Source organism: Cellulophaga baltica, assembly GCF_900102165.1.
GTDB lineage: Bacteria > Bacteroidota > Bacteroidia > Flavobacteriales > Flavobacteriaceae > Cellulophaga > Cellulophaga baltica.
This window is the reverse complement of sequence record NZ_FNBD01000005.1, coordinates 122994-145252: the sequence shown is the minus strand read 5'-3', so window position 1 is coordinate 145252 and position 22259 is coordinate 122994. Positions and strand designations below refer to the sequence as shown.

15 protein-coding genes and 1 pseudogene are annotated in these 22259 nt (G+C 35.1%); 6 read left to right on the top strand and 10 right to left on the bottom strand.

Annotated features, from left to right (window positions below):
• Positions 1-45: 45 nt before the first annotated feature.
• Genes BLQ19_RS10240 through BLQ19_RS10225 form a run of 4 tightly spaced genes read left to right on the top strand, consistent with a single transcriptional unit; the run spans position 46 to position 4366 of the window.
• Positions 46-1050 (top strand): glycoside hydrolase family 113, encoded by a 1005-nt coding sequence (locus BLQ19_RS10240; protein WP_074538293.1) that lies wholly within the window; start codon positions 46-48, stop codon positions 1048-1050.
• A 16-nt stretch (positions 1051-1066) separates the two neighbouring features.
• Positions 1067-2332 (top strand): POTRA domain-containing protein, encoded by a 1266-nt coding sequence (locus BLQ19_RS10235; protein WP_074538292.1) that lies wholly within the window; start codon positions 1067-1069, stop codon positions 2330-2332.
• Between the two features lie 27 nt (positions 2333-2359).
• Entirely contained in the window at positions 2360-3298 is a 939-nt protein-coding gene (locus tag BLQ19_RS10230; RefSeq protein WP_074538291.1) for an N-acetylmuramoyl-L-alanine amidase, read from the top strand.
• 27 nt (positions 3299-3325) lie between these two features.
• On the top strand, positions 3326-4366 hold the full coding sequence (locus BLQ19_RS10225) for an N-acetylmuramoyl-L-alanine amidase family protein (RefSeq protein ID WP_083332233.1): 1041 nt from the start codon (positions 3326-3328) through the stop codon (positions 4364-4366).
• Here BLQ19_RS10225 and BLQ19_RS10220 read toward each other — a convergent pair.
• The 5 genes from BLQ19_RS10220 to BLQ19_RS10200 form a co-directional block, all read right to left on the bottom strand.
• A complete protein-coding gene (locus BLQ19_RS10220) occupies positions 4363-5067 on the bottom strand; it encodes a TIGR04283 family arsenosugar biosynthesis glycosyltransferase (RefSeq protein WP_074538289.1) in 705 nt (234 codons plus the stop codon). The two genes, BLQ19_RS10225 and BLQ19_RS10220, sit on opposite strands and share 4 nt — an antisense overlap.
• Positions 5054-5785, bottom strand: a complete 732-nt coding sequence (locus BLQ19_RS10215; protein WP_074538288.1) for a DUF547 domain-containing protein — start codon at positions 5783-5785, stop codon at positions 5054-5056. Before BLQ19_RS10215 ends, BLQ19_RS10220 begins: the two co-directional genes overlap by 14 nt.
• Positions 5786-5877: 92 nt before the next feature.
• Positions 5878-6693 carry a purine-nucleoside phosphorylase gene (locus BLQ19_RS10210; RefSeq protein WP_074538287.1) on the bottom strand — a complete coding sequence of 272 codons (816 nt, stop codon included), beginning with the start codon at positions 6691-6693 and terminating at the stop codon, positions 5878-5880.
• Between the two features lie 5 nt (positions 6694-6698).
• On the bottom strand, positions 6699-7307 hold the full coding sequence (locus BLQ19_RS10205; protein ID WP_074538286.1) for a TIGR04282 family arsenosugar biosynthesis glycosyltransferase: 609 nt from the start codon (positions 7305-7307) through the stop codon (positions 6699-6701).
• Between the two features lie 10 nt (positions 7308-7317).
• Entirely contained in the window at positions 7318-7809 is a 492-nt protein-coding gene (locus tag BLQ19_RS10200; protein ID WP_074538285.1) for a rhodanese-like domain-containing protein, read from the bottom strand.
• A gap of 114 nt (positions 7810-7923) precedes the next feature.
• Between BLQ19_RS10200 and BLQ19_RS10195 the strand changes: the two genes are divergently transcribed.
• The gene (locus tag BLQ19_RS10195) at positions 7924-9492 is read left to right on the top strand and encodes a glycoside hydrolase family 32 protein (protein ID WP_074538284.1); all 1569 of its coding nucleotides are present in this window, start codon (positions 7924-7926) and stop codon (positions 9490-9492) included.
• Between the two features lie 134 nt (positions 9493-9626).
• Here BLQ19_RS10195 and BLQ19_RS10190 read toward each other — a convergent pair whose 3' ends face one another.
• The 4 genes from BLQ19_RS10190 to BLQ19_RS10175 form a co-directional block, all read right to left on the bottom strand.
• Positions 9627-12950, bottom strand: a complete 3324-nt coding sequence (locus BLQ19_RS10190; RefSeq protein WP_074538283.1) for a VCBS repeat-containing protein — start codon at positions 12948-12950, stop codon at positions 9627-9629.
• A gap of 347 nt (positions 12951-13297) precedes the next feature.
• Positions 13298-14905: a fasciclin domain-containing protein gene (locus BLQ19_RS10185; RefSeq protein WP_083332232.1), complete on the bottom strand. Its 1608-nt coding sequence runs from the start codon at positions 14903-14905 to the stop codon at positions 13298-13300.
• A 39-nt stretch (positions 14906-14944) separates the two neighbouring features.
• Positions 14945-16645, bottom strand: a complete 1701-nt coding sequence (locus tag BLQ19_RS10180; RefSeq protein WP_029444958.1) for a RagB/SusD family nutrient uptake outer membrane protein — start codon at positions 16643-16645, stop codon at positions 14945-14947.
• Between the two features lie 3 nt (positions 16646-16648).
• Positions 16649-19774 (bottom strand): SusC/RagA family TonB-linked outer membrane protein, encoded by a 3126-nt coding sequence (locus tag BLQ19_RS10175; RefSeq protein ID WP_074538281.1) that lies wholly within the window; start codon positions 19772-19774, stop codon positions 16649-16651.
• A 367-nt stretch (positions 19775-20141) separates the two neighbouring features.
• On the opposite strand from BLQ19_RS10175, the gene BLQ19_RS10170 reads away from it, so the two are divergent.
• Complete coding sequence (locus BLQ19_RS10170) at positions 20142-20996, top strand: AraC family transcriptional regulator (protein WP_074538280.1); 855 nt, start codon at positions 20142-20144, stop codon at positions 20994-20996.
• A 482-nt stretch (positions 20997-21478) separates the two neighbouring features.
• On the opposite strand, the pseudogene BLQ19_RS21855 reads toward BLQ19_RS10170, so the two are convergent.
• Positions 21479-21907: pseudogene (locus BLQ19_RS21855) on the bottom strand (FG-GAP repeat domain-containing protein); the annotation flags it as partial.
• Positions 21908-22259: the final 352 nt, after the last annotated feature.

Sequence of the window (22259 nt, the reverse complement as noted above, 5' to 3'; positions counted from 1 at the left end):
AGCCTGTTTAATAAATGCCTATTTTTGAATTATAAATCAAGTATAATGAATAAAATAGGCGTTTTGCTTCTTTTTTGTATCCAAATTTCATGTTCTAGCCAGGAAAAGAATAAAATTAACGGAGTAAGTTTTGTATCCTCTAGAATAGAAGTAGCACAAGAACATATTCAAGAGGTGGTAGATTTAAATGCAAACCATGCAGCGGTGATGCCTTTTGGGTTTATTCGCGATTTAGCTTCTCCCAAAGTTAAATTTAATACGGATAAGCAGTGGTTTGGTGAAACTAAAAGTGGCGCAAAGCAATATATTGAAATGCTCCATAAAAATAATATTGCGGTGATGTTAAAACCACAAATTTGGATATGGCGTGGGGAATTTACTGGAAATTTAAAAATGAATAGCGAAGCGGAATGGCTGACACTGGAACAATCTTATAGTGACTTTATTCTAACTTATGCAGAATTGGCGCAAGAAGCTAAGGTAGAGATTCTGTGTATAGGAACAGAGTTAGAGCAGTTTGTGGTAAATAGGCCAGAATATTGGATGGCTCTTATTCTTAAAATAAAAGAACGCTATAAAGGGAAGCTTACCTACGCTGCTAATTGGGATGAATACAAGAAAGTTCATTTTTGGAATACTTTAGATTATATTGGTGTAGATGCATATTTTCCTTTATCTGAAGATAAATCGCCGTCTGTTGAGGCTCTGAAAACGGGTTGGCAAAAGTGGAAAACTGGTTTAGCGGAGATAGCGTCAAAAGAAGATAAGCCTATCTTATTTACAGAATATGGCTATAGAAGTATGGATTATACCGCTAAGAAACCTTGGTTGGTAGATCGGAATGATGAAAATGTAAACTTAGAAGCACAAGTAAATGCTACAGAAGCTATCATACAAGAATTTTGGTCGGAAGATTGGTTTGCGGGAGGATATGTTTGGAAGTGGTTTATAGATCACAAACAATCTGGCGGGGGTACGGATAATAGGTTTACGCCCCAAAACAAGCCAGCACAAGAAACCTTAAGAAAATTATATAAAATCAATTATTGATTTGAAATTTTTTACCATGAAATTAAATTATTTTTTCTTAAGTCTTATTTTCATGGTGTTTGGTACGGTCTTAGGGCAGGATCTAATCATTAAAGAAATTACAATAACAGGTGTAAAAAGAACCAAGCCATCTTTCTTGTCAAAAATTATTACAACAAGAAAGGGGGATGTTTTAAATACCCTTGCGTTAGAAAATGATATTCTAAAATTAAAAAGATTACCACCAGTAGCAAATGCAACTTTTAAAATAAACCAACTACGAGAGGGTACTGTAGCAGTTGTTTTTGCCATTGAAGAAAATTTTACCTTAATTCCTTTTGCAAATCTTTTTAGTTCTTCAAATGATGATTTTGCATTTCGGTTGGGTTTACAAGAATTTAATTTGTTAGGCAGGAATATTACCCTAGGGGGTTTTTATCAATACGATATATTTAATTCTTATGGTGTAAGTATAAGGGCGCCCTATTTGTTTTCTGATAAATTTGGTTTAGCAGTAAGTTACAATGATTTTACAACACAGGAGCCTGTTTTTTTTAGTGAAGCTACTGCAGATTATAAGTATAATAATAAAGGGGTGGAGGTGTTAGGCTTGTACCAAATGAACCTAAAAAATACAGTGGAGTTTGGTTTTTCTTTTTTTTCTGAAGACTATCAATATATTGATGGCTTTACAAGCAATGCAGTGCCTACGGCATTAAAAGTTGACAAACGCTTATGGAAATTACTGTATAACTTTGAAGCGCTGAATTATCATTACCAATACTTAAATGGCTTTAAAAGCGCATTAAACTTGCAGTATGTGCATAGCGCAGACGCAAATCTTCCAGATTTTGTCATAGGCTTTAATGATTTTCTGTTTTATAAACGTGTAGGTCAAAAAGGAAATTGGGCCAACAGAGTCCGCTTAGGGTTGGCTACTAATTCTGATAGTCCATTTGCTCCTTTTACCTTAGATAATAATTTAAATATTAGAGGGGTAGGTAATACCATAGATCGCGGTACCGGTGCCATAGTATTTAATACAGAGTATAGACATACCTTAGTAGATAAAGATTGGTTCGTATTACAGAGCAATGTTTTTGTAGATGGAGGCTCTTGGCGAAACCCAGGAGGTGAATTAAGTGATTTTTCTCAGAATGAAAATATTAGAATTTATCCTGGGGTAGGTTTGCGTTTTATGCATAAAAGAGTTTTTAATGCCATTTTTAGGATAGATTATGGCCATGGAGTCACAAAAGATGCAACAAAAGGCTTAGTATTTGGAATTGGACAATATTTTTAATAATATTTACTACAAATATCAGTATCAATGAACTACAAAAAAACAATCCCCCCTTTTTTGGCTTTGTTCGCGATGATTCAGTTTGGTTTTTCTCAAGAGAAATATCAGACATTTGTCGCTCAAAAAGGAGACGGAATTGTTTCTGTTTTATGGAGAGAAGGCCTTCAGGTAGATAAGTATTATCAGGAATTTTTGAAACTAAATAGGGGGTCAATTATCGATGGAAGTTATTTGGAACGTGGAAAAACTTATAAGATTCCTAATAGCGAAAGTTCTTTTCGGAATATGGGGAGAATGATAAACCTTAGTAATCAAGAAGATCGTCCTATTTTCGATACTACGAAGACAGCGATAAAGAAGAGGGATAGCTTGCTCAATAATACCGTATATTATTTACTTATTGATAATTTTAATGCCGATAATTTTCAGCAAGAAAAGAAGAATTCCAAAAGTAATTATCAGTTAGCTACTGCTATGGCTGTTAATTTGTTAGCTCATGGTGCTCGGGTGTTTTTATTTGAAAATGATAAAGAGGAGGGGGTAAAGTTAGGAGATTATGTAACTGCAATAAATCAGCGGTATTTAAAATACCAACAGGACTACCAGCGGCTTTTGGTGGTTGATGTGGGGAATGGTAGTCTTAGTGCTTCTTCTATAATTTCGGTAGCTCATGATCAGAAGAGTATGGAGGGAAAACATTTTGCCAATAGCATTACAAAAACGTTTAAATCAAAAAAGTTTAGATTGAATGCGAGACAACATGAGGCTGAATTTTTATCAAACAAAACCAACGTATATTTAATCAATAATGTGTTGCCAGCACTAAGCTTTATTACCGTAGAAAATCAGAATAAAAAAACACCACCCGTTACAGCTACTGAAGCAAATAAAAGTAAATTTGCGAATGTAATCACTACTGGTATACAAATTGATTACTCAACCATAGCCATGGAAGATAAAAAGTAACGCTTCCAAACACATTAAATTTATAAATTGAATTTTGAAATTACCATGTTAAAATCAGGCATAAAATATGTTTTGTTTGTCTTAGTTTGTACCGTTATTCTTCCGGTAAATGCTCAGGACTCTGTGAACACCGTAGTTGCGGAAAAAGGAGATGGGATACTCTCCTTATTAAGAAAACATGGGGCAGATCCGTACGAAACCTATGAGGAGTTTGTTTCTATGAATGTTCACAATCTTCGTGATAGTGTTCATCTGTATGAAGGCAGAGCATATAAAATACCTAAAGTAGTCCAGAATTTAAATCTTAAGGTAGAGCCAGAAGCTACATCTATCGCAGGTGTTTCTTATGAGATATTTGGTAAGAAGCATGCCGAAGTGATTCCGCAGAGTACTAAATTAAAAAATAATGTATACTATTTAGTTTCAGGGCATGGCGGTCCTGATCCTGGAGCTATGACTACCTATGTTGGGAAACCAATTTCTGAAGATGAATATGCGTATGATGTTACCTTAAGGCTTGCTAAGGAGTTGCTTTCTCATGGGGCCATCGTCTATGTCATTATTCGCGATCCTGATGATGGTATCCGAGATGAACGTATTTTGGAGATGGATAGAGATGAGGTGGCTTATCCAAATGAGGAAATTCCGTTAAATCAAGTAGCCCGATTAAAACAACGTGTGGACATCGTTAATAAACTCTACAAGGAAAATAAAGGAAAGTATCAGCGTTTGATTGTAACACATGTAGATAGCAGAAGTAAAGGTCAAAATATTGATGTTTTCTTTTACCATCATGAGGATAGTAAGAACGGTAAAAAATTAGCGGAAAGTATTCATAAAACTTTCGAAGCCAAATACAAGCAATACCAACCTAATAGAACATATTCTGGTACTTTTGAAGATAGGACTGCGCTTTATTTGGTGCGTAAAACGCACCCGGCAATGACTTTTATAGAAATTGGAAATATTACCAATGAAAAAGATCAACGTAGAATTCTTGACCCAGATAACCGGCAGGCACTCGCTAAATGGATTAGTGAAGGGGTGATATTAGATTACGAAAACTAAACGGCTACTTTTCTTCGGTAGTAATCGTATAATTTTTCTGGACCAGCACCTAGATAGTTTTTTAAGTGAATGACGCCAAAATGATACTGTAATGTAATTTTTCCTTTATCATCATACCTTCTCGTAGAGGTTTTTACATGAAAAGGGAGTATGGTAAAATTGGATATTTTATATATACGTCTTATGAATTCATTATCCTCATAAATAATATAGTTTTCATTAAAACCACTAGTTGTATCAAATAATTTTTTGGTAATAAAAAGCGATTGGTCTCCTCCTCTACAAATAGATAAATTAATTCTAGTTAGCCATCCAAAAAAGTTTAAAAACCTGCTATTGGTATCAAATTTAAGTAAAAAGCATCCTACCTTATTTCCTTGCTTCACTTGATTTACGATAAGACTATCAAATTTTATAGGAGGAAAGGTGTCTACATGTAAGAAGTACAATATAGCACCCTTTGCAGACATTGCTCCAGTATTGAGCTGCTTTGCTCTTCCCTTATCAGAATGAATGACTTTAGCGCCATTCTCTAATGCAATCTGTACCGTCTTATCCGTGCTTCCACCATCAATAACAAGAATTTCTTCAATGTACTCAGGACTACTGTGTGTAGTGAGATAATGTAGAATTGTTTTAATGCATTGTTCTTCATTTAGAACAGGGATTACAATGCTTATTTTAGGATTACTTGATTTCATTTAAGCTCCAGTTGTAATCAAGGTATTTTACTTTAGCATCTGTGCTTATTGCTATTTTGCTATATGGTTTTATGTATTCTTGTAAAGATACTTTTGTTGTAAAATCACTTTTATACCATTTAAAAATATTAGAAAGTTGTAATTCGTTTTCTGATATAGTATTACGAGTGGTATCGTTTATGAAACTGAACGTTGCTTTCTGTAATTGTGCTTCCATAGTTGCGGGAAGGTAAGCGGTATTTTCAAGCTTAGGGCAGGAGTAAGAAGCGCAATTAATTGCAAAATGAATTCTTGGTTCATTCATTTTACGTAAAATTTTATGTTCAATAGTTCCTAATGAATACGTTTTGTTACCAATTTTAACCCATTCTTGATCCCAAGGACTTTTAATATCCTTGATGCTTTTTACGGGGTAATTATCTAGAATTAATTTTACGGTAGCAGCATTGTATAAGTTAATATAGTAAGCTAGTTTCTCATCTTTAGACCATTGATCTGTAGGAGCATTTTTTGCTAAGCTATCTAAATAGGTACTTAAGGCAAAAGCGTCTTTTTTAAAATCTTTATAATTTACATTACCTTTTTGATCAACATATTTTCCAAGCAGTGTATTCCATTCCGCATGGCTGGGTTTGCTGTTGGTATTGGGTACGGAATTACTAGTACTCGTAAAACTAAGAGAAAACAGGGTAAACAGTATTAAGGTAAAAACTTTCATAACTCACTTTTTTACATTAGTTGAAATTTAAAAGATAACCTTACAAGATTTTTTTTATCGGCTTGTATAATCGTTTAAACGTACTTTTTTCCTTAAAGTTGTTTGATCAACTCTCTAAAGAGCTGTACCATACTAGGTTCTGTTTTTTCTGCAACAGCTATAATATCATTAATATCTACTGGTTTCAAGTTTTCTGGGTTGCATTCATCTGTTAAAACGGAGACAGCGATAACGGGTAGATTTAAATGATTAGCAACAATCACTTCGGGAACGGTACTCATACCTACTGCATCTGCTCCTAGAATTTTGAGCATTCTATATTCCGCTCTAGTTTCTAATTGTGGGCCAACGACAGAGGCGTAAACACCTTCTTTTAAAATAATATTTTCCTTTTTAGCTATGGCGAGTAGCTTCTTGCGCATATCAGCATCGTATGGAGCGCTCATGTCTGTAAACCTGCTGCCAAATTCGGCAACATTTTTAAAAGCGAGTGGTGAGCCTCCCTGAAGGTTAATATGATCTTCGATAAGCATCATGTCTCCCTTTTTTAAATCGGTATTAATAGCGCCCGATGCATTAGAAATAAAAAGCTTTTTAATTCCTAATTGATGCATCACGCGTATTGGATAGGTGACATCTATTAAATCATACCCTTCATACATATGAAAACGTCCTTGCATGACTACAACTTTCTTTCCTTGTAAGGTGCCAAATATTAATTTTCCAGAATGAAACTCTACTGTGGCTAGTGGAAAATATGGAATATGGTTGTAGTGTGCTTCAATAGGATCTTCTAAATCATTTGCTAGTCTGCCTAGTCCTGTGCCTAATACAATTCCTATTTCTGGCGCGTCAAAACCTTTTCCAATTAAGTAGCTTACAGATTCGTCTAATTCTTTTTTATTCATGAGTGTTATTTTTTTAAGAAAGATTGAAAGGCTGGATGGTCTTTGATATCTTCTATGACATCAACATCATTCCTTTTCTCTAATAGGGTTGTGTTTTTATCTTCTAAATTTTTCAAAGTGTCTTTTAGTACGGTAGGAGTGCCCCAGGCTTTATCTGTGAAAACTGCATGTTCTACTGCTTTCATGCCCAATAGGTAGTAGCCACCGTCTTCTGCAGGTCCTACAACAAAATCAGATGTATCCAATTGTGTAAAGGCATTCTCCAAATCTTTTTGGGTCAGATCATACATATCACTACCAATAACAATTATTTTTTTATACCCTTGTTTAAATCCAGCTTTAAATGCATTCTCCATTCGCAGTCCAAGATTAATTCCTTTTTGCAATTTCTTATCGTAAATATCGTTGCTCCAAATATCATCCTTCCAAATTTCCTCAGAATAATATAATTGTTTTTTTATAGTTAGATTTTTAGTGATTTCTTCGGTATGGTTGAGTAAGAATTTATAAATAGCTAATGCTTTTTTATCACCAATACTGGCCGCCAATCTGGTTTTGCATTTGCCAAGTTCTGGATTTCTCGTAAAAATTAAAAGAAGGTTTTCTTTAGACACAAGTGTTTGTTTAGTTTATGATTTTATTGCCTTTGGTCAGTAATTTTCCCCAGTACTTACTAAATACATGGACGTTTTCTGTACGGTTTTTTTCCGAGTCATAGACAGGTAGGTCTTCTTCTACCCATTTGAATATGCCACCGTATAGATTTTGGACATTAGAATAGCCATTTGCTAGTAATTTTTCGCCAATATTTTCAGAACGCACTCCTATAGAACAGTAGACCACTATCTTTTGGTTTTTGTCTTCCAGTTTTAATTTATGGGCGTCGAAATTATCATAACCCACCCAAATCGCATTTTTTAGGTGGCTTACTTTGTATTCCTTAAGTTCTCTTGTGTCAAGAATGACAAGGCTATCTTGTTGTTGTAGTTCTGCTACAGTGATGTAAGGTATACTTTCCTTATTGAGCTTTTCTAGTGTTTTTTCAATAGATCTTTGTCCTATTAAAAAGTTAGAAAAGCAAAGGAGAATGATTAGAACCAAGTATTGTCTTTGCACTGTAAATTATTTTCTAACAAAGATACCAATTAGAAAAGCTGATTTCAAAACAGTTTTTTATCTTTCTGTAAAGTGGCGCTAATTTCACTATTTTTATACTTCAATAAAATGTATATGAAGTTTATAATCAGGTGTTTATTTTCTTTTATGGGGTTGGTTTTCTTACTTTCTTGTCAGTCTAAAGAAAAGAAAAACAAAGTTAAAGAAGAGTCTATAGGGGCTACCGAGGTGGCAATTTTGCCTAATACAGAGGCATACCGGCCTCAGTATCATTTTACTCCGCCAGAAAAATGGATGAATGACCCTAATGGTTTGGTGTATCATCAAGGAATTTATCATCTCTTTTATCAATATTATCCAGATGATATTGTTTGGGGACCTATGCATTGGGGGCATGCGACAAGTAAGGATTTATTACATTGGGAGCATAAACCTATAGCCTTATTTCCAGATAAAAATGGGTATATATTTTCAGGGAGCGCTGTTATCGATACAGAAAATACTTCTGGTTTCGGCACTAAAGAAAACCCTCCGTTAGTAGCTATTTTTACGTATCATGATATTGATGGAGAAAAAGCAGGAAAAACAGATTTTCAAACCCAGGGAATCGCTTATAGTTTGGATAATGGAGAGACTTTTACGGTATATGAAGGTAATCCTGTTATAGGGAATTACGGAATTAAAGATTTTAGAGATCCAAAAGTTTTTTGGAATGAAAAAGCAAGTAATTGGACGATGCTTTTAGTGGCTGGTGATCATTTGCAAATATGGCAATCTGATACACTTATTTCGTGGAAAAAAGTTAGTGAGTTTGGCAAGAACCAAGGCGCACACGGTGGCGTTTGGGAATGCCCAGATTTGTTTCCATTAAAGGTTGCAGGAGAAGCTAAAGAAAAATGGGTGTTGCTTATTAGTATTAATCCAGGAGCGCCAAATGGCGGTAGTGGTACGCAGTATTTTATTGGAGATTTTGATGGAACCACATTTACGTCTACCCAAGAAGAGGATAGGTGGTTGGACTGGGGGACAGATAATTATGCTGGAGTAACCTATAATAATACGCCCGATGGGAAAAGAATTTTCATAGGATGGATGAGTAATTGGTCCTATGCTAGAGATACGCCTACAGAAAAATGGCGCAGCGCTATGACTATTCCAAGAGAATTGAGTTTAGAGAAAATCAATGAGCAGTATGAGTTAATTAATTATCCAATTACAGGATTGAAAAAAGTGTTGAAATCCTCAAATTCTTTTAAAGCTAATCCTATATATTCTGTTGCAGGTTTAAATATTAGTCAATCAGAGATTGTCTTTACCACAGCTTCGAGAGATTTTGAACTCAGTTTTACGAACCAAAAAGAGGATAGACTTAAATTATTATTTGATGGTGCAAACAAGCAAGTTGTTTTAGATAGGGCTACTTCTGGTAAAACAGATTTTCAAGAAGATTTTGCCAAAGAAAATCAGTTGATGCCCATCAAAAATTTACCAGAAGGCGCCGTAGAAGTCCGAATTTTAATGGATTGGTCTTCTATTGAAGTTTTTATAAATAAGGGGCAATATGTGATGACCTCGCAAATTTTCCCAAATGAACATTACACCAATCTAAATTTTCACCAAAAAGGAGAAGAACCTGTAGAAGTTAAGAAATTAGAAATTAGAGAGATTGAAAGTGTATGGTAAAGCCTTTGTGTAGACTGTTTCCTTTCAATTAGAACTGTTTTTTTGAGGGAATCCATATAAAAATAGCGCTAAGAAGTTTAGCGCTATTTTTATATCCTAATTTTAGGACGAATTGAAATGAATTTAGCTTAAAATTATTTTTTACTTTTTTGAAAGACTTTTAAACTATCTCTATTTTGAGTAACAATGATATAAGGATTTTCTTCTTTAGCATGTTTTACTTTAATCATATGTTTTGCATCACCTGAAACTAAAAAGCCACTTTCGCTAGTTTCAATAGTTTTAAAATTTCCTTTTCCATCACCTTCTAATAAGCATCCGTTTAAAGCATCAAAACGACCAATAAAAACCTCATTACCAAAATCATTACCAACTAACAAGAGGTCTAAATTCCCGTCATTATTATAATCTAGACTTAAAATGCTATTGATAGGAGCAACTTGTGCTTCCCAGGGCAACTGCGTGTATTTGAACTTGCCGTTTCCTAAATTTTCAACGTAGATACTTCGGTCATAATTGCCTGTTAGTGTGGTAGCTCCTTCCAATTCTTTTTCAGAGAGTAAAGTTTTTTCTGTTGCGAGTGCATATTCCTTATAGAAGTTATATTTTGATCTAAATAGCGTACTCTGGCTATAAAGGTCTCCCCAGAAATTAGCAGGGAAAGATTTGTAGCTAGTATCTTTATAGCTGTGTTTGAAGTAGGCAAACATGATAGGGTCTAATGTACCATTCTTATCAAAATCTTTAGAGATAAGCGTAACTGGTCTTTCTGCAGAGGGTTGATATAAATTATTGGCACCCATATTTCCTACGATAAAATCAATATCTCCATCTTTATCAAAATCTTCCGCGGCTATACTTTCCCACCATCCAACTAGTTGGTCTAGGCCTGTGTTTGCCATTATTTTTAAAGATTTGGTATCATTTTTAAAAATAGTTATGGACATAAATTCTCCTACGACGATTAAATCATCAGAACCGTCTAAATCAACATCTTTCCATGTAGCACTGGTAACCATGCCTATATTTCTGAGTGCTGGAGCATAGCTATCTGTAACATCTTCTAATATGCCATTATTGTTTTTGAGCAAAAAGCTTTTGTCTGGGATAGGGTGCTTTGCAAATGGCGTTCGGCCTCCCACAAATAAATCAACAAAACCATCTTTGTTAAAATCGGTTACCGTAACAATGGAGCCGCTAGAACTAATCTTTGGCATTTTATTTGTTGCTATTGTAAAATTGCCTTTGCCATCATTAATTAGGAGTCTATCGTCATAAAAACCATTATCTAGCATAAATTCATTACTACCTGATACCAAGTAAATATCTAGATCACCATCATTCTCTAAATCAAAAACAGCGATACTTTCTTCTTCGAAGTTTTTGTTTTTAGGGTCATTAAATAAGTCTTCTTGGATAAAGGTACCCTCCGTATTTTGAAAGAATAATTGCGGAGAAAAGCCTGAGGAACTACCTATGATAAAATCTTCAAATCCATCGCCATTTAAATCGCCAGCGGCAAGGCAAGGACCGTTTTGTGTAAGCTTATGAGGTAAGATTCGTTGTACATTAAAATCAATAATATCTATTTCTTCATGTTTGTAATTAATGGCCGTATTTCTTGTAATGTCAGTTAATAAAGGTGTTGAGTTTTTTGAAATAAAAGGAAAACTTAGCTCTTCCTTTGATGGTACGTGCGCTTTGTTAAAGTTAAATTGTACTTTTTGGTTTGCAGCAATATTGGATACTTTTTCAAATTGGCCATCAGACCAAAGAACCTCTATGCTTTTTATTGTTTTTTGTGCGCCTAAACCAAAGTGCAATTTACTTTCTACAGAAGACATATAGCCTCTACTTAAGTAATGTTCTTGGTATTGAAATAAATCATTTTCAAATCGGATAACTACTTTACTACCAACACCAAGTTTATTTGTTTTAGGACCAACTAATTCTACTTGGATGTAATTATTTTTTTTAGTGCTATTATTTTTGAAAAGGAAAGCTTCATCATTTATATTATTAACCACATAATCTAGATCCCCGTCGTTATCCAAATCTGCATAGGCCGCTCCGTTTGAAAAAGAAGGAATATTAAGCCCCCATTCTTCTCCTATATCTATAAATCTGCCATCTCCATCATATTTGTACGCATAGTTTGGAATTTTGATCTCAGGTATAGAGTCTAATAATTGCATATTACTTAGGTAGCGACTCACATTAAATTTGAAGTCGCGAAAGTCTAAATCAGTGATATCTCTAGGGAAGCCGTTCGTGATTAATAAATCTTTATAACCATCGTTATCCATGTCAGCAAATAGGGGAGACCAACTCCAATCTGTTCTAGAAACACCGGCCATAAGCCCAATTTCACTATAAGGTATTCCGGGACCGTTCCCTTTTTGTAACATGTTTCGACTATACTGATACTCATAATCAAATTTTTCATTGAGTACATAGCTTGTATATTTATTTTTGTCAACGGTTGTTTTAAGTCTTTGATTTGTCTCACTTAACATGTCAAGTGTAATAATATCTAGATACCCATCATTGTTATAATCAGAAATATCAGAACCCATTGAAAATTTACTTTGATGTTTGATGACGTCTTTGATTTGGTTGGAGAAGGTTCCATCTTGATTATTAAAATATAGAATGTCATTGGTCAAGTAATCATTACTCACATAAATATCTGGCCAGCCATCATTATTCAAATCTGAAATTGCTAGACCTAGTCCGTACCCTTCTATGGTAATTCCGGCTTCGAGGGTTACATCTGTAAATGTTCCATTGCCATTATTGTGGTACAATTTATCATTGCTTAAAGAAGAGCCGTCCGTGATTTTTTTTCTATAATTGGATGGGAGCACATGAATGTCTACATTGTTAAGTACATATAAATCTAAAAGCCCATCCTTATCATAGTCAAAAAAGGTAGCATTCATACTATTTTCATTACCAGAAATTCCATACTCATGAGCTTTCTCTATGAAGGTTGGAGTGCCATTTTTATTCAGTCCTTGGTTCACAAAAAGCTTATTTCTTTTTTTCTCTTTTGATAGCATGGCAGAGCAAACGTAGATATCTAGTAAACCATCATTGTTAATATCTACAAGGGCAACACCTGTATTCCAATTTTCTTTAGCTTCTGTTCCAGATTCCTTGGAAACATCTACAAATATTAAGTCTCCTTTGTTAAGGTACAGTTTATTAGCTTCTTGGTTTCCTGTGAAGAAAATGTCAGGTAAGCTATCATTATTAAAGTCGCCAACTGCAACACCGCCACCATTAAAAATATATTCATTATTAATAATGTTAAAACTATCGGTTTCTGCTATTTTGTTGTTGAACGTAATACCAGAATGATTAGAATTTATTTTAGAAAATAACGTGTCTTCTTTTTTACCGCAAGAACTGATAATTGAACATAAAATAATAAAAATAAAGATCAGATTTTTCATTGTGTTGGCTGTGTTGTGGTATTTGATCAATTAGGATATTGTGCTGAATTATATTGGTCAAATTAAGAATTATTAGTGACACTCGCTACAAGAGAAAGTATTAGTTTGTAAGTTTTTGGTAATTCATAATTTGTCTCTAAGCAACAGTGTCAATTCAGGATGTTTTCTTTTATGGCTGCCTCCAATTTATTTTTAGAGTATTTTGAAAATCATTATAATACGCTTCATTATTTAGATTTAATAAAGCTTGATATTACTAATTTATTTCAAAAAAACCACCCAACAATTAGTATGTTGGGTGGTTTGGTATTTTTCGCGCTAAAAAATGTTAGCGGAAGACTATGGTCTTATTCCATAGCGCTAATAAAGTCTATTGCACTCTTAGGTAGTAAAACCTTGTCTATGATATGAGCTACACCATTTCTAGCAATAATGTCTGCAGTGGTGATATTCGCATTGACATCGTTGGTTTCATCGCCGATAACAAAATTTTCAGTTCCAAGAACACTGATGATTTCGATATCTCTTTCAGAAACGGTGGTTGCCATTCCGGCAGCTAAATCTGTGCTCATTACTTTACCTGTTAAAACGTGGTATAGAAGTATGTCACTCAGAAGTTCTATTTCCTCATCAGTATCAAAACTTGCAATACCAGTGTAGTCAGCTCCTAATGCATCAAAAAGATCTGCAAATGCAGCATCGGTAGGTGCAAATACAGTAGCGGGTCTAAAATAGGTGAAATTAGTAGCTGTAGTATCCTGTACATTCATGGCATCCGTGAAAGCTCCAACCAAATCGGTTGCAATTAAAGCCTCCTCCAATATACTTAATTGTGGAGCATTGATAACTGTTGTCGCTAAGTCATCAGAGCTTAAAACAGCTAAGAAGTCTAATGCAGCTTGTGGTAAAAGTACTTTGTCGATAATGTCTACAACTCCGTTTCTAGCATCTATATCAGCGGTGATTACACTAGCGTTGGTTGCCGTGGCATCACCAAATGCAAATCCAGCTCCATCAGCAATTACGTCAATAAGGTTATCTGTTAAAAGAGTTGCTGCCGGTCCTACTACTAAATCTGTAGACTCGTTTGCAGGTGGTAATACATGGAATAAAAGAATATTGCTTAATAATTCAATTTCAACCTCATTGTCAAAATCATCAACACTACTATAATCATCTCCTAGTGCGTCAAAAAGATCCCCAAAGGCCTGGTTGTTAGGAGCTAAAACTCTTGCGGTATCCAATGCTGCAATGGCATCTGATAAACCAGCTTTGTCTATAGCGCTTGCCAAAATACTTAAATCTTCAGTTCCTTTTGCCCATTCTAAAAGTGTAGGACGGGTATCAAAACTTAAGGCATCAATGGCAGCTTGTGGTAAAAGAACTTTGTCTATTAAGTGAACAATTCCATTATCTGCATAGTTGTTTGCTTGAGTTACGGTTGATACAGGGTTTGTTTGTGATAATTTTGTTGCATCAAGCAATTGTACGTCGCCATCAGCAGTTACTATTACAGATAGGTCATCTCCTAAAACGGTGGTTAGTGTAGCGCCATCTGTAAAAGAACTCGCTTCTAAATTACCAGAAACCACATGATAGCTTAAGATTTGTGAAAGTAAATCTTTATCTATATTCGCTAATAAATCTTCAGTAGCTGTAATTTCTTCTGTAGTCTCATAACCCAAGGATACTGCTAATGCAGTAAATGCAGCATCAGTAGGAGCAAAAACAGTAAACGGCCCTGTGCCTTCCAAGGTAGCAGGAAGATCTCCTGTGGCAGCAATAAGAGCTGCTTCTAAAGAGGTAGCGCTTCCACTTGCGCTTATTCTAGTATATACGGATCCAGGCCCAACAATGGCGGCTCCGGGAGAATCGACCTCGTCATTATCACAGGAATTTAATCCTACTAATGCGAGCATCGACAATACAATACTTATAGTTTTAAATTTATTCATATCTATATTTTATTAAGATTTTATTGCTTGAAACTTTAATTAATACCCAGGATTCTGGTCTAATACACCTCCACTTTGGTCAATGGCATTTACAGGAATCGGGAACAGGTCAAATTTCTCTGTGTATGCTCTAAATCTGCTATAATCAGATTGATTTATATCAGCAGCTTCATTGGCGATATAAGCGTTAATAACTTCTTGTGCAACACCCCATCTTCTTAAATCAAACAATCTATGTCCTTCCATTCCTAATTCTAAACGACGCTCAAAACGTACCGCTTTTCTAGCAAATTCTTGACTAGCGAAAGCACTGTAAGGTTCAATTTGATAGTTGGCAGCATTTCCGTCGCCCGCTTCATTTTGAACATAGGTCATATTTTTTGCTCGGTTACGAACGCTATTGACATACTCTAAAGCAAGGGCTAAATCTGGTGCGGATTTTTCAACAGCAGCTTCGGCGGTCATTAGTAAAACATCAGCGAAGCGCATAACATTATAATTAATACCAGACCAATCAGATCCCCATCCACCAGTTCCTCGGTTGGCATCAACTTCATCTGCTTGGTACACATTTTTCTTAGGTAAATAAGGGCCAGAGACATCTGCAAAAGTTGCTCTGATCCATTCTTTTCCTGGGTTCAGGCCAAAACCATTATAATCTATTCCTCTTCTAGATACGGTATAATCTAATCTTGGATCTAAAGGTCCAGTGTGCGGCGTAAAGTCATCAGCGCTCTCAATGCCATAATCATTAGCAACATCAGTGTCAGCAAATGTATCCAATAATGGTTGTCCGCTGCCGTCTGTTTGGTATGCATTGACTAAATCTTGGGTTGGTTGGTAAAAACCACAACAAGTTCCTAATGGTCCGCCACCAGGGAAATTTAAGGTGCCTGTACCGTTACCGTTAAAAGAACGGCCGTCATCAGAAACATATTGAATAGCAAACATAGATTCTGAGCTGTTTTCTCCAACAAAATTAAAGTTGTTTACATATTCAGCATTCAAAGAATATGGGCTTGTGGTAACAACCTCATTTAATAAGGTAAATGCTTCGTCCCATTTTTCTTGATATAAATATGCTTTTCCTAAGAATGCCTTTGCAATCCAAGAATTAGCTCTACCATTGACTACCTCAGGACCTAGATTGTCAATTGCAGTTAAGAAATCAGCTTCGATTTGAGCCCAAACAGGCCCCGGATTTGGTTGATTGAACTCTAGGTTGTCAAAATTTTCCACAGAGATAAAAGGAACATTTCCGTAAAATTTCTGAAGTTCAAAATTGTAATACCCTCTTAGGAATGTAGCTTCTCCTAGTTGTTGGCTAAAATCTCCCTCAGGTATAGTTGATATCAGAGATAATACGGCATTTGCACTATTTACACCGCCGTATAAGGCACTCCAGCGTCCAAGAAACCATCCGCTACCAGTTTGCCAATCTAGAGTTTCAACTTGGAATAGTTCCGTGTTATCACCATCCGTACTTCCTCTATGTGCGTCATCAGAAACGACATCGGTCCACCAGTTGTCTGCACCTGCCGCAGTTCCTTCACCTAATCTACCAATACGTTCGCCATCCATTGCGGAATACGCAGCCGTTAATTTTAAGTCTACTCCTGTAGCATTTTGTAATGCTTCGTCAGAGAGTGCCCCTGTTGGAGCAATATTTGTAAAATCATCACTACAGGCACCTAGCATCATGCATGTCAGCGATATGGAATAAATTATATTCTTTTTCATTTTTTAAAATTTTAAGTTGATACCTAATGAATAAATTGAGGCTAACGGATAGTTGTTGTCAGATACACCTATGGTAAGGTTATCTATAGAACCATTACTATTAAATCTCGGTTGTAATTCTGGATCTACACCATCATACCCGGTAATAGTAAATAGGTTAGTACCTTGAAGGTAGAAACGAACACTATCCATTCCTAGTAAGCCCGATACTTGATCATTGAAGGTATAACCAATTTGTAAGTTTTTCATACGCATGTATGAACCATCTTCTACAAAAAATGAATTGGCATTACCTTCGTTATTTGTGATACTCTGGCTAAGTGCAGGTAAAGATGCATCAAGATTGGTTGGGGACCACGAGTCTAAAACTCTTACACTTCTATTAGCATTGAAAAAGGTTGGTAAATCTGTATACACTTTATCGTTGTTGAAAATATCATTTCCTTGAGATCCTTGGAAAAAAGCAGAAATATCAACACCTTTATAAGATGCGCTTAAGTTAACACCATATGTAAAATCTGGGTGCGGAGAACCTATAAATGTTCTATCGTCATCGTTAATTGTACCATCATTATTGATGTCACTATATTTAAATCTACCAACACCATCTGCAGCAGAAGCAAAACCTTGATCTGCGCTTGCACTTACCTCGGCCTCTGAAGCAAAAATTCCATCAACAATTCTTCCGTAGAAAGAAGATATTGGTTGTCCTTCTTGAGTTCTTGTAACCGCACCCGTAGTTCTAAAACCATCAAATCCTACTTGAAAAGCGCTAATCAAATCGATTACTTCATTTTTATAACTAGAGAAATTTAGATCAACACCATATTTAAAGCCAGAATTTAATTCATCTGCATAACTAAGTGTTGCATCAATACCTTTGTTCTCAATAGAACCAAGATTTACATACGGTGCATTTGCAGCAATTGATGTTGTACTAAATGCACTGTTATCTTGACTAATTAAATCTTTAGTTTTAATAATGAAATATTCCGCCTCAAGATTTAATTTGTTGTCAAAGAAACCAAGTTCAATACCAAAGTTTGTAGTTTCACTGGTTTCCCATTTTAAATCCGGATTACCCACAGACTCTAAAAGAGCTCCTTGGGTTACAGCACCGCTGCCGTTAAATCCATAATCTGCATATTGTCCACTTAATACTGAAATATTAAAAGTAGGGTTGTCTACAGGAAGCGTTTGGTTCCCTAATTGTCCCCAGGATCCTTTAAATTTTAATCTGCTCATTAGGGCATCAGTAGGCCAAAATTCTTCATTACTAGCAACCCACCCAGCACTAAAAGAAGGGAAAATATCGCTTTGATTATCTCCTAAGAATCTAGAAGATCTATCTTGACGTACCGTAGCTGTTAGTAAATATTTACCTGCGTAACTGTAGTTGGCAGTTCCGAAAACAGAAAATAAAGAGGAAGCATTGTCATAGGCGTATGCTACGTTAGCAGCACCACCACCATTTTCTAATAAATAATAGTCAGGAGTTTCAAAGAAGAAATCAGTTCTAGAAATTTCTTTACCTTTTCCATTAACATTTAATGCTTCAATACCTACTAAGGCATTAATACTATGTTCTCCGAATGATTTGTTATAACTTAAAGTATTGTTCCAAACCCACTCGTACGTGTCTTGGTCTGCTTCTGTAAGTGTATTTGTTGAGATAGGTTCTGAAGACTCAGGAATTAAAGCTCTAAAACGTCTGTCATTATAGGCTTTAATAGAGCCACCAATAGATGTTTTAAATTGTAAGCCATCAATAATGTCAAGAGTAGCGTAGATATCACCAAAAACTCTAAATGATTTATTAAAGTCATTAGCTTGTCTATTTGCTTCTGCTATTGGATTGTTTGGATTGGAAAGTCCAGTATCATTACTATAGTTACCAGCATAGTTTCCTAAGTCATCATAAACAGGAACTAAAGGAGACATTCTTGTTGCAAAATTATACCAAGATTGACCGCCAGCCCTTCTATCAAAAGAGATGTTAGCGTGTTGACCAACTTTAATTCGATCACCGATTTTAAATTCTGAGTTTAATCGCATAGATCCTCTTTTAAAACCAGTAGCAATTTGAATTCCTTCACGATTTAAATAACTTGCAGAAAACAAGAATTTAGATTTCTCGTTACCGTTTTCAAGGGTAATAGAGGCATTCTGAGTAATGGCTGTTCTGTATAGTTCATCTAACCAATCTGTTCCTCCATTAGGCTTTACTGTTGCAGAAATACCGTCTGGAGTTCTCTGTAAAGTTGCGGGTGTAATAGGGTTTGGTCCGCTACCATATTGTGGGTGAGAGGGGACACCCCCATCGTTCCTGATACTTTGCCAAATCATGTCTCCATGTTGTTCTGTGTTTAAAAGCTCAGGTACGTTTGTAGCTGCAGAGAAACCAGTGTAGGTATCTAAAGATACTCTTGCTTTGTCCATATTGTAGCCACCACTTCTTGTTGTAATAATCACAACACCATTAGAGGCTCTGGCTCCATATATCGCTGCTGCACCATCTTTTAGTACATTCATTTGCGATATATCTGCAGGATTAATAGAGTTTAAGATACTTGCGTCGTCCGTTTGTACTCCGTCAATAATGTAAAGTGGATCATTACTGTTACCAGTACCATATCCTCTTATTCTTACTGTTGGTGACGCACCAGGAGATCCATTATTCGTAATGGTGACCCCAGAAACACGTCCTTGTAATGCTTCTGCAGCATTTACAATAGGCGCTTTTGTTGCTTCAGAAATATCAACACTACCTACAGAGCCTGTAAGGTCTCCTCTGGTTTGTGTGGAATATCCCGTAACAACAACTTCTTCAAGTGCCGCAGCGTCTTCCTGTAAAACTACATCTATAGTAGACTTTCCATTGACAGCCATTTCTATTTTTTTGTAGCCTACATAACTAAAAACCAATGTAGCATCTGCTTCAGCAGCTATGCTAAAGTTTCCGTCAAAGTCTGTTTGTGTTCCAATCGTTGTTCCTTTAACAACAACAGTTGCACCAGGTAATGGGCCAGTTTCATCTGACACCGTACCAGTAACCTGTTGCGCATTACTAAACCCGAAGCATAGCAAAGCTCCAAGGAATAATGCACTTTTAAGTGATTTTAGATTCATAAATTTTAATTTTAGTTGAATTTATCTTGAGTTATTAGGGTAAGCGAAATCATTAAGAGCTTTTAAATATTTAGTTTAATCTGATATTAAATATTCATTTTTTATCATTAAAATAGGTTTTTGATTATGAATTTTACAGATAAAAAGACCTGTAAATGCATATTTGTAATAAAAGTATTATGTTAAAACTGTATTAATTTGTCATTTTTGATATTTAATTTGTCATTTTTGACAATGCTAGATAAACTATAACGTTGTAGTATATTTATTTAACAATTTGATTAATGATTTTAAAAGTTTGAGGGTAAGATATTTTTTGTATTACCTTATAAGTGTTAAAATAATAGCTAATTCGTAAACCTTATTTATGGAAAATTTTCAATGGAATTTTACTTCTAAAAAAGCAGTGAATGAACATGCTGTCACTATTCAGAGTTTAGAATATTTAAAAAGTATTCCCGATAGGAGGAAGACAACTAGGGATTGGGAGGCTAGAGTAAAGTCTAAATATCATAAAATTATCTATATTAAAAATGGAAGTGGATTTTTCGAATCAGATAAAATTTTAAAACAAGAACTTTTTAAGGATACACTGTTAGTTATTTATCCAAATACTTGGTATAGATGCGTGCCGAATAGTACATCGTTATGGGAGGAGTATTCTGTAACTTTCAGAGGGAATTATATGGAATATTTAGTTGAGAACGAGTTGTTTAATATGAATCAACAAGTGTATCAAATAGGTTACAATTATGAGATTGACTTGCAGTTTGAATCCTTAATTGCTATTTTGAAAAATAATTCTTCTAGTGAGGATGTAGGAGTGCAGTTTATTTTTATAGATATTTTAAGAGTGTTGTATTCTAATTTCTTAACCAATAAAAATCAAATCTTTAGAAAAGAGAAAATAATATTTGATGTTGAAAGCTATATAAAGGAAAATGTAAAATCTAAAATAGTTTTTGATGATGTTGCTCGAAAGTTTAATGTTAGTTATTCTTTACTGCGAAAACTATTTAAGGAAAAAACCAATATGACCTTAAAACAATACCATTTAATGCATCGGTTAAATAAGGCAAAGGATATGATAGCTGACAGTGATCTAAGTTTTTCAGAAATAGCGTTCCAGTGTGGTTTTGAAAATCTCCAGTCATTTTCAAAAACTTTTAGAGCTAAAGAAGCTACAACTCCAAGTGCTTTTAGGAGGATAAGAGCGCTTTAAACTAGCGTCTGTAGTGTGGTACCCGATGACTATAAGTTGTGATTTTAGGTTTAAAATTCTGGAGTTATAATGACTGCTTCTATAAAGTTGTAATTAGGATCAGGATTAGCCTGAAACTCAAAATTTCCAAGGTAGATTTCTTTAATATTGTCCTGATTTGCATTACCTAGTCTCATGGTCATCGGACGAATTTCAGGAAGCTCAGGATGTGCTATTTTAAATTTAAAATTACCTTCATTGATGAAGTAAAGGACTTGCTCCGTTTTTCTAAACTCCGGCTCAACAAAAAATGAGGAGGAAACCAGATCTGTTAAACCATCATGATTCAAATCTATCTCTAAAAGATTTGTGGCTCCATAAGATGGGAAAAAATAAACTTCCTTCCATGTTTTCTTCTGGTTTTCAAAAATACGTATGCCGTGAAAACTTTTCTTTACAATGCTATAATCGGCATTGTCTCCATTTGCCATGATTAGTTCTTCTTTGCCGTCATTGTTGAGGTCTGCAAGGAGAAAAAAGCTTGAGCCGTGGTGTGGAGGAAAGTCTAGTATAGTAGTTTCTTTGAAATTAGCATTACCATCATTTATAAATAAGCTGATACGTTCTTTTGCTTGGGTTGTTAACGCGTAAAAGTCCATCTGACCATCATTGTTTACATCTCTCAATACAAAGTTTCTAGCGCCCGGATTTGTTGCTATGATTTTTCGTTCTTTTGATTTTCCATCTACTAGGGTTATCTGGCCTGTATAATTACCAAATTCAGCAATTAGATAATCTTTAATACTATCATTATTTAAATCTACATGTTCAAAATCTACAGGTCTATGAAGTTTATCAATGATCAGTTGTTGGTTTTTAAAATCAGCATCAAACTCATGAAGACTCCCTAGTTTTTTCTGAGTAGGGTTCATATTACCGCCAATGCAGAGCACGCTATTGGTTTTGATTTGGACTACAGGGCTTGGTAGTTGTATGTTGTGTTTCTTTTTGGTAGCTAAGTCAGTTACTTTTAATTGCCCTAAAACAGTAGCTGTCATGAGCTGATGATCATGAACGCCAAAATAGGTTGTTAATCCCTGTTTTTGATCCAAATTTTTGAGGAGCTCAACTGAGGATGTTTGTAAGTGGTTTTCAGCTTTAGTCTTTTGAGGTGAGGGTGTGCTAGGGGAATTATCAATATAGAATTTTTCAATTAATAACCATTCTTCATTGGAGAGCATTGGGCTGATCGCGTAAACACCCTTTTCTGCTAAGTTGATGTAT

Excerpts from the sequence above, each read along its gene's own strand:
- BLQ19_RS10190 (WP_074538283.1), bottom strand. The coding sequence starts at position 12,950 with ATGAAAAATCTGATCTTTATTTTTATTATTTTATGTTCAATTATCAGT.
- BLQ19_RS10210 (WP_074538287.1), bottom strand. The coding sequence starts at position 6,693 with ATGAATAAAAAAGAATTAGACGAATCTGTAAGCTACTTAATTGGAAAA.
- BLQ19_RS10180 (WP_029444958.1), bottom strand. The coding sequence starts at position 16,645 with ATGAAAAAGAATATAATTTATTCCATATCGCTGACATGCATGATGCTA.
- BLQ19_RS10215 (WP_074538288.1), bottom strand. The coding sequence starts at position 5,785 with ATGAAAGTTTTTACCTTAATACTGTTTACCCTGTTTTCTCTTAGTTTT.
- BLQ19_RS10175 (WP_074538281.1), bottom strand. The coding sequence starts at position 19,774 with ATGAATCTAAAATCACTTAAAAGTGCATTATTCCTTGGAGCTTTGCTA.
- BLQ19_RS10235 (WP_074538292.1), top strand. The coding sequence starts at position 1,067 with ATGAAATTAAATTATTTTTTCTTAAGTCTTATTTTCATGGTGTTTGGT.
- BLQ19_RS10195 (WP_074538284.1), top strand. The coding sequence starts at position 7,924 with ATGAAGTTTATAATCAGGTGTTTATTTTCTTTTATGGGGTTGGTTTTC.
- BLQ19_RS10230 (WP_074538291.1), top strand. The coding sequence starts at position 2,360 with ATGAACTACAAAAAAACAATCCCCCCTTTTTTGGCTTTGTTCGCGATG.
- BLQ19_RS10240 (WP_074538293.1), top strand. The coding sequence starts at position 46 with ATGAATAAAATAGGCGTTTTGCTTCTTTTTTGTATCCAAATTTCATGT.
- BLQ19_RS10220 (WP_074538289.1), bottom strand. The coding sequence starts at position 5,067 with ATGAAATCAAGTAATCCTAAAATAAGCATTGTAATCCCTGTTCTAAAT.
- BLQ19_RS10170 (WP_074538280.1), top strand. The coding sequence starts at position 20,142 with ATGGAAAATTTTCAATGGAATTTTACTTCTAAAAAAGCAGTGAATGAA.
- BLQ19_RS10185 (WP_083332232.1), bottom strand. The coding sequence starts at position 14,905 with ATGAATAAATTTAAAACTATAAGTATTGTATTGTCGATGCTCGCATTA.